This is a genomic window from uncultured Aurantimicrobium sp. (assembly GCF_936931525.1).
Classification (GTDB): domain Bacteria; phylum Actinomycetota; class Actinomycetes; order Actinomycetales; family Microbacteriaceae; genus Aurantimicrobium.
The window spans coordinates 1-7,037 of sequence record NZ_CAKZII010000098.1 but is presented as its reverse complement, the minus strand read 5'-3'; the positions used below and the strand labels follow the sequence as shown (position 1 = coordinate 7,037).

Annotated in this window: 9 protein-coding genes; all 9 read right to left on the bottom strand. The window is 56.9% G+C overall.

The genetic code is table 11. The features are described 5' to 3' along the window. On the bottom strand, positions 1-788 hold a 788-nt coding region (gene whiA, locus Q0362_RS04755), incomplete at its 3' end, for a DNA-binding protein WhiA (protein ID WP_298120475.1). Between the two features lie 48 nt (positions 789-836). Further along, positions 837-1,715, bottom strand: a complete 879-nt coding sequence (gene rapZ, locus Q0362_RS04750; RefSeq protein WP_298120472.1) for an RNase adapter RapZ — start codon at positions 1,713-1,715, stop codon at positions 837-839. Between the two features lie 109 nt (positions 1,716-1,824). Next, complete coding sequence (locus Q0362_RS04745) at positions 1,825-2,745, bottom strand: RluA family pseudouridine synthase (protein ID WP_298120476.1); 921 nt, start codon at positions 2,743-2,745, stop codon at positions 1,825-1,827. After that, positions 2,735-3,412 carry a signal peptidase II gene (gene lspA, locus Q0362_RS04740; RefSeq protein WP_298120469.1) on the bottom strand — a complete coding sequence of 226 codons (678 nt, stop codon included), beginning with the start codon at positions 3,410-3,412 and terminating at the stop codon, positions 2,735-2,737. The genes Q0362_RS04745 and lspA overlap by 11 nt, the downstream gene beginning before the upstream one ends. A gap of 1 nt (position 3,413) precedes the next feature. Further along, positions 3,414-3,977, bottom strand: coding sequence for a DivIVA domain-containing protein (locus tag Q0362_RS04735; RefSeq protein WP_298120466.1), 564 nt, complete (start codon positions 3,975-3,977; stop codon positions 3,414-3,416). A gap of 116 nt (positions 3,978-4,093) precedes the next feature. Next, complete coding sequence (locus Q0362_RS04730) at positions 4,094-4,420, bottom strand: YggT family protein (RefSeq protein ID WP_298120464.1); 327 nt, start codon at positions 4,418-4,420, stop codon at positions 4,094-4,096. 16 nt (positions 4,421-4,436) lie between these two features. Beyond that, the gene (sepF, locus tag Q0362_RS04725; RefSeq protein ID WP_110233123.1) at positions 4,437-4,889 is read right to left on the bottom strand and encodes a cell division protein SepF; all 453 of its coding nucleotides are present in this window, start codon (positions 4,887-4,889) and stop codon (positions 4,437-4,439) included. Between the two features lie 34 nt (positions 4,890-4,923). Continuing rightward, on the bottom strand, positions 4,924-5,634 hold the full coding sequence (locus Q0362_RS04720; protein ID WP_298120449.1) for a YggS family pyridoxal phosphate-dependent enzyme: 711 nt from the start codon (positions 5,632-5,634) through the stop codon (positions 4,924-4,926). Continuing rightward, positions 5,635-6,819: a cell division protein FtsZ gene (ftsZ, locus tag Q0362_RS04715; RefSeq protein WP_298120446.1), complete on the bottom strand. Its 1,185-nt coding sequence runs from the start codon at positions 6,817-6,819 to the stop codon at positions 5,635-5,637. Between the last annotated feature and the right edge of the window lie 218 nt (positions 6,820-7,037).

The following is a 7,037-nucleotide window of genomic DNA, read 5'->3' as shown; positions in this document are numbered from 1 at the left end:
GCATACTTCAGGTGCTCAGGGATGTCATCACCCAGCAGCTCGAGTGCACGCTCTACGCGAGCACAGGCTGCGACTGCTGCTTGGGCAGAACGACGCAGGTTGGCGTCATCGAAGTTGACCAGACGGTTCGCCGTTGCGCGCACCTCGCGGCGCTGGCGCAGCTCTTCCCAGTTCTTGACGGTCTCGGTCGCACCCATGATGGTAAGAACGGCAGAGATCGCTTCGTCCTCGCGGATCACAACACGGTGAACTCCTCGAACTTCACGCGCCTTAGCAGCGAACTGCAGGCGGTTAGCTGCCCCCACGAGAGCCATAGCGGCCTCATTGGTGGGGCAGACGATTTCCAGCGCTGCAGAACGGCCTGGATCGGTCAGTGATCCTGCGGCCAGGAATGCACCGCGCCAGATAGCGGAGAGGTCTTCGATATTTCCTGTGGTGAGTTTGTTAGGAAGTCCACGAATGGGGCGACGGCGAGCATCGAGAAGACCCGTCTGTCGAGCCAACGTTTCACCGTCAAGCACGCGCACCAGGAAGGTGGGCGCGTTCTTGCCACCCGAGTTGGGCGAGAGACGACCTTCGGAGCGAACTCCATAAATTTCTGCCAGGTCCTTGCGGACTCGGGTAGCAAGTTCCTGTGAGTCCAGTTCTGCCTCAACAGCTATGCGACCAGAGATGGTGTGTAGACCACCAGCAAAGCGCAGCACAGTAGCCAGCTCTGCCGTGCGCACACTGGTTTTACCCGCGCCGACGGTAATCAGTTCTTGTTTGACGTTCTCAGTGAGACCCATATCCGCAAATTCCTCTTTGTTTCTTCAGTAGTGATGTTGTTGCAGTCGCTATTCGCGACCAAAATCTCTGTGCTTAACTCGAACCACAACGCCCGGAAGTTCAGCCAGACGCTTGGCTAGTTCTTCGGTGAGTGCCACCGAGCGGTGCTTACCGCCGGTGCAACCGATCGCAATCGTGGCATGGCGCTTGTTCTCACGCTGATATCCCGCAAGAACAGGCTCCAGCGCCTTGGCGTAGTTCTCAACAAATTCCATCGCACCAGGCTGACCCAAGACGTAGTCAGAGACTTCCTTGTCCATACCGGTGCTCCCCCGCAGTTCTGGAATCCAAAACGGGTTGGGCAAGAAGCGGCCATCTGCGATGAGGTCAACATCGGTGGGGGTTCCGTATTTGAAACCAAAGCTCATCAAGTTCAGACGAACACCAGCGGTGTCTTCTTGAGCAAATTGCTCCGTGATCAGTGTGGAGAGCTGGTGAATGTTGAGATCACTTGTGTCGACAACGATGTCGCTACTTTCACGCAGCGCCGTCATACGTGAACGCTCCGCAATGATGCCATCCAGAATCGTTCCATCTCCTTGAAGTGGGTGTGGACGGCGGACAGATTCAAAACGACGAACCAGCGAGGCATCAGTGGCGTCCAAGAACAAAACTCGTACAACGGTTTCTGCCGGCATTGACTGAATAATCTCTTGCAGGTTCTCAAAGAAGTCGCGGCCACGCACGTCTACCACTGCAGCAATCTTGGGCAAGTTTGCCCCAGCCTTATCTGCAAGCTCAACAAGTGGGCGAAGCATCTGCGGTGGCAGGTTATCAACCACATACCAATCGAGGTCTTCCAGGGCGTTACCCACAGTGGATCGACCAGCGCCAGACATACCGGTGACGATGAGCACTTCCTGCTTGTTGCGGGATTGCTCGGGCATAGTCACTTCCTTGCTATCTGGGGCGTGTTACGGCGTGTCGTTCAAGACTAGCCATATGCGACACGCCGAGAAACTCCTGAGGGCAAAACCTTTGCCTAGGAGTTGAAGGTTAGCCCGCAGAAAGAACGTCGAGAGCGTGCTGAAGATCTGCCGGGTAAGGCGAAGTGAACTCGACGTATTCGCCCGTTGAAGGGTGAGTAAAGCCCAATTTATGAGCGTGGAGCCACTGCCGCGACAGGCCAAGACGGCCACTGAGCGACGGATCTGCGCCATACAGGCTGTCCCCCACGCAGGGGTGACGCTGCGCAGCCATGTGAACGCGAATCTGGTGCGTACGACCAGTCTCAAGCTTGACCTCCAGCAAAGAGGCGAAGGGGAAAGCTTCCAAGGTTGTGTAATGCGTAATCGCGTGCTTTCCGTCGTTCGTGACCGCAAACTTCCAGTCAGAACGGGGGTGGCGCCCAATAGGGGCGTCAATCGTGCCCGCAAGCGGGTCAGGGTGTCCCTGCACCACGGCATGGTAAATCTTGTTGACCTCACGGTCATGGAATGCCTGCTTGAGCGCGCTATACGCCTTCTCGCTCTTGGCAACCACCATGAGCCCGGAGGTTCCGACATCAAGTCTGTGAACGATTCCTGCGCGTTCTGCAGCTCCTGAGGTAGCAATCGTGAAACCTGAGGCCGCTAGTGCACCGAGAACAGTGGGCCCATCCCAGCTTGCTGCAGGATGTGCCGCAACACCGACTGGCTTATCCACGACAACAAAGTCATCATCGTCATAAACGATGCCGAAGTCGGGAACCATCATGGGCACGATCTCAGGACCGCGTTTTTCTTCCCAAGTGACCGTCAGGTGAGCTTCAGCACGCAGCTTGTCTGATTTGCCCAGGGGAACACCGTTTTGCTCCACGCCGCCGGCTTCAGCAATTTCTGCTGCTTGAGTTCGTGAAAAACCAAAGAGTCGGGCAAGACCTGCGTCTACCCGGATGCCATCGAGGCCGTCGGGTACGGGAGTGGATCTAGTCTCCACCAGCGCCACCGTCTCCGAAAGAGCCGCCATCGACGGTTCCATCGATCCCGACGGATTCTCCGCCACCTAAGACGCTGGACGTGGTTCCGGCAGCACCGAGAAGAACAGTTGCACCCGCATCGGTAGTTCCTGACTTGCGGTTCTTGCGTGGTTCACGTGTGCCATCAATGTGGAAACCCAGAAGAGTAAGCAACACCAAGAGGCACATGCTCGAGACAATCGCGATATCTGCGACGTTATAGATTGCGGGCATCATCCAGGGTGTGGAGATGAAGTCAATGACGAGGCCGTTACCGAAAGAAACGACGCCTTCGCCGTTTTCTTTCGTCAACCGGTCAGTCAAGTTACCGAGCGTCCCGCCCAGCAACAGGCCGAAAACAACCGCCCACGCGATGGAGCGAATCTTGCGCGAGAACACAATGATTACCACTGTGACTACAGCAGCAAGGATAGAGAAAACCCACGTCGTTCCAGACGAGAGAGAGAACGCTGCACCTGGGTTACGTACGAAGTAGAACTGGAGGAAGTCTCCCCACACAGGCTGGCTCACGCCTTCTGTGAGCGTACTCATCACCCACATCTTGCTGAGCTGGTCAGCGATATAGACAACGAGAGCTGTGATACCTAGAAGCGTCAACACAGCCCAAACAGGCCGTTTAACCGCCACGTTAGTTCTTGGCTGAGTCACCAGTCACGTTGAGCTCATCGAGCTCGACCAACTGGTTAGAGATGTAAGAGCGAAGCTTTTCGCGGTATTCCTTCTCAAAGCCACTCAGTTCAGCAATAGCACTCTTGAGCGTTGCCTTTTCAGTTTCCAGAGTGGAGAGCTGAGACTTAGCGGTTGCTTCAGCCTCAGATACGAGGCGAGTAGCAGTTTCGTGACCTTCAGCGATGAGAGCGTCGCGCTTCTCAACACCTTCACGCACGTGCTCTTCGTGTAGACGACGAGCGAGGGTGAGGAGGTCGTTAGCGCTTGCAGTCGCACTTGTGTCATCCACTACAGCAGGAGCTGGAGTGGTGGCTGGACGTGCAGGAGCAGCAGACTCGCCACCTTCGAGGCGGGCTTCTGCAGCTTCAAGCTTGCTCTTGAGGTCTTCGTTCTCAGCGCTCAGGCGGCGAAGCTCGACGACGATCTCGTCGAGGAAGTCATCAACCTCGTCCTGGTCGTAACCTTCGCGGAACTTCGTCTGCTGAAAGCGCTTGTTTACTACGTCTTCTGGCAGTAATGCCATGTCGAGCCATCCTCAAGTGAGAGATACAAAAATGTGATGTCTAGGTGACAACTTCCCTAACGCTACCAAAAGAGTTGCGGTGGGAGGAAACCCCTGTGCAGAAAATGAGGCTTTTGCTAGAGAACCATGAGGTATTCAGCGATGTACATTGCCACGATGGCACCTAACATCACCACTGTCCACCCAAAGTCCAAGGCGATTGCGCCGAAGCTCACAGGTTTCACAAACCTGCGCACAGCCTTCATCGGTGGGTCAGTGATGCCATAGACAACGCCACTAATGACGAGCAAAAAGCTTGGTGGACGCCAGCCGGGGCGCATGGCCCGCAGGAAGTCCAGGATCAGACGTGCCCACATGGCAATGACAAACACCAATAGTGCGTAATAGAGAATGACGCCGAAGATGCCCACGATTGACATGATGTGTGCAGAAGTAACAGCCACCGTTGGCGGCGGCTACTTACTCTCCGAAGAAGGTGGTGTCGACTTCAGCGGTCTCAGCTGCTGCGTCACCTGACACGGCAACGTGTGCTGGAGAAAGCAGGAACACCTTGCTGGTGACGCGCTCAATCTTGCCGAACAGGCCCTGAGAGAGACCAGAAGCGAAGTCGATGAGGCGACGAGCGTCAGTTTCGGTCATCTGGGACAAGTTCATAATGACGGGAACGCCCTCACGGAAGTTCTCAGCAATTACCTTTGCGTCCGAGTACTGCTTGGGGTGGACGGTGACGATTTCGTTCATGTCGCTCGCTGCCTGGTTCTTTGCGGTGTTACGGCGAAGGGGGGTTACCTGTGCACGGCCTGCAGATACGGGAGCAACCTGAGGTGCTGCAGCGTATGCGGGTGCGTCGTAGCTCGTGTCCTCATCAGCGAGACCGAGATAGACCATGGTCTTCTTGAGTGGGTTGGACATTGAGTACCTCCAGGAATAGAACGTCTAATTGAGATTAACCGGAAACAGGTCTGTTTCCCGTGATTGCAGAGCCAATTCGTAGGTGTGTCGCGCCTTCAGAAATCGCTGCGGCGTAGTCATGCGACATCCCCGTGGAAATGAAGGTTGCCGTCGGAATGACCGATTGAACTCGCTCTGATGCTGCACGAACTCGGGCAAAGGCGACACGTGGTTCTTCATCAAGGGGCGCCACAGCCATGACACCAAGCAAATTCAGGCTTGGCTGTGCCGCAACACGCTCTGCGAGCTCGACCACATCGGCGGGTTGAACCCCTCCACGACCTGGATCTTGCGTCAAATTCAGTTGCACAAAGCAGTCCAAAACAGGAACAACATTGTCTTCAGGCTCACCAGTTGGAGTGAAAGCAGCATTACCCAAAGCGGTGACCAAACTGTCTCTATCGACCGAGTGCACCACACTGGCATATTTGCGGGCTGCGCGAGCTTTATTGGACTGTAACTGACCAATAAAGTGCCAGGTGAGGTCCAGCTCTGCAAGCTCCGCAGCTTTCGCTTCGGCTTCCTGGTGACGGTTCTCCCCCACGTTGCGAACCCCTAGATCATAAAGATCCCGGACGAGCTGTGCAGGGTGGAACTTCGTCACCACAATGGTGGTGAGATCGTTGACGTCGCGCCCAGCATTGCGGGCCGCCTCAGCGATTCCCTCCTCTACGAGCGCAAGGCGCTCGGCTAGGGAGGTACTCACTTACTTGAGGAAGTCAGGGATGTCGAGGTCGTCATCCTCGTCAACGTAGGAAGGGGTTACGGAGACGTGGCTGGTGGTTGCAGGTGTCGAAAGAACACCGGCAAGCTCGTCATCAGCGAAAACACCGGTTGTCGAGGAAACAATGGGGGTTTCTGCGTAGATGCTGTCACCTGCGGGCAGGACCGAACCGGTGTCAGTCGAGGTGTATGCACGGCGAGGCATGGGCTTGTGCGTGGGCTCGCCACCATCAAAACCAGCGGCGATAACCGTGACGCGAACTTCGTCACCGAGGGTGTCATCAATGACAGCACCGAAGATGATGTTTGCCTCAGGGTGAACGGCTTCGCCGACCAGTGCAGCAGCGTCATTGATCTCGAAGAGACCAAGGTTGGATCCACCCTGAATGGAAAGAAGAACGCCACGAGCGCCTTCGATGCTGGCCTCAAGCAGGGGTGAGGCTACGGCCAGCTCGGCTGCCTTGATCGCGCGGTCTGCACCGCGTGAGGAACCGATTCCCATCAGGGCAGATCCAGCGCCCTGCATAACCGACTTCACGTCTGCGAAGTCGAGGTTGATCAGACCAGGAGTGGTGATGAGGTCTGTAATTCCTTGAACACCGGCCAGGAGGACCTGGTCAGCTGTAGCGAAAGCTTCTTGTACTGAGATGCTACGGTCGCTGATCTCGAGTAGACGATCGTTGGGAACAACGATCAGGGTGTCAACCTCGGCACGCAGTGCCTCGATGCCGTCATCGGCCTGCGAGCCGCGACGGCGACCCTCGAAGCCGAACGGACGGGTAACAACGCCGATGGTCAGTGCGCCGAGCGAGCGGGCAATGCGGGCCACGACGGGTGCGCCGCCGGTGCCGGTGCCGCCGCCTTCGCCTGCGGTCACGAAGACCATGTCAGCGCCGCGCAGGACCTCTTCGATCTCGCTCTCGTGATCCAGGGCGGCCTTCTGGCCAACCTCGGGGTTCGCGCCGGCGCCGAGGCCACGGGTGAGCTCACGGCCGATATCGAGCTTGACGTCTGCGTCGCTCATGAGCAGGGCCTGAGCGTCGGTGTTGATGGCGATGAACTCCACGCCCTTCAAACCGACCTCGATCATGCGGTTCACGGCGTTAACGCCACCACCGCCGATTCCGACGACCTTGATCACTGCCAGGTAGTTCTGCGGAGCCGCCACGGCACCTGTCCTTTCGTTGGGCGCGACAGGGGAAGTCACGCTCGACCCTGGCCACAAACCCTCAATCTCAACCTGAGGTTAAGAATCGAGGCTGCTCGTAGCCGGCGGGAAGGTAGTGGAGGGCCTGGGGGAAATGCAAGGCGGACGAGGGTGGAATCTCAATCCACGAGAGAATTCCATGGATTTGCCACGCCGAGCAGGGCGTGCCCAGGTCCACC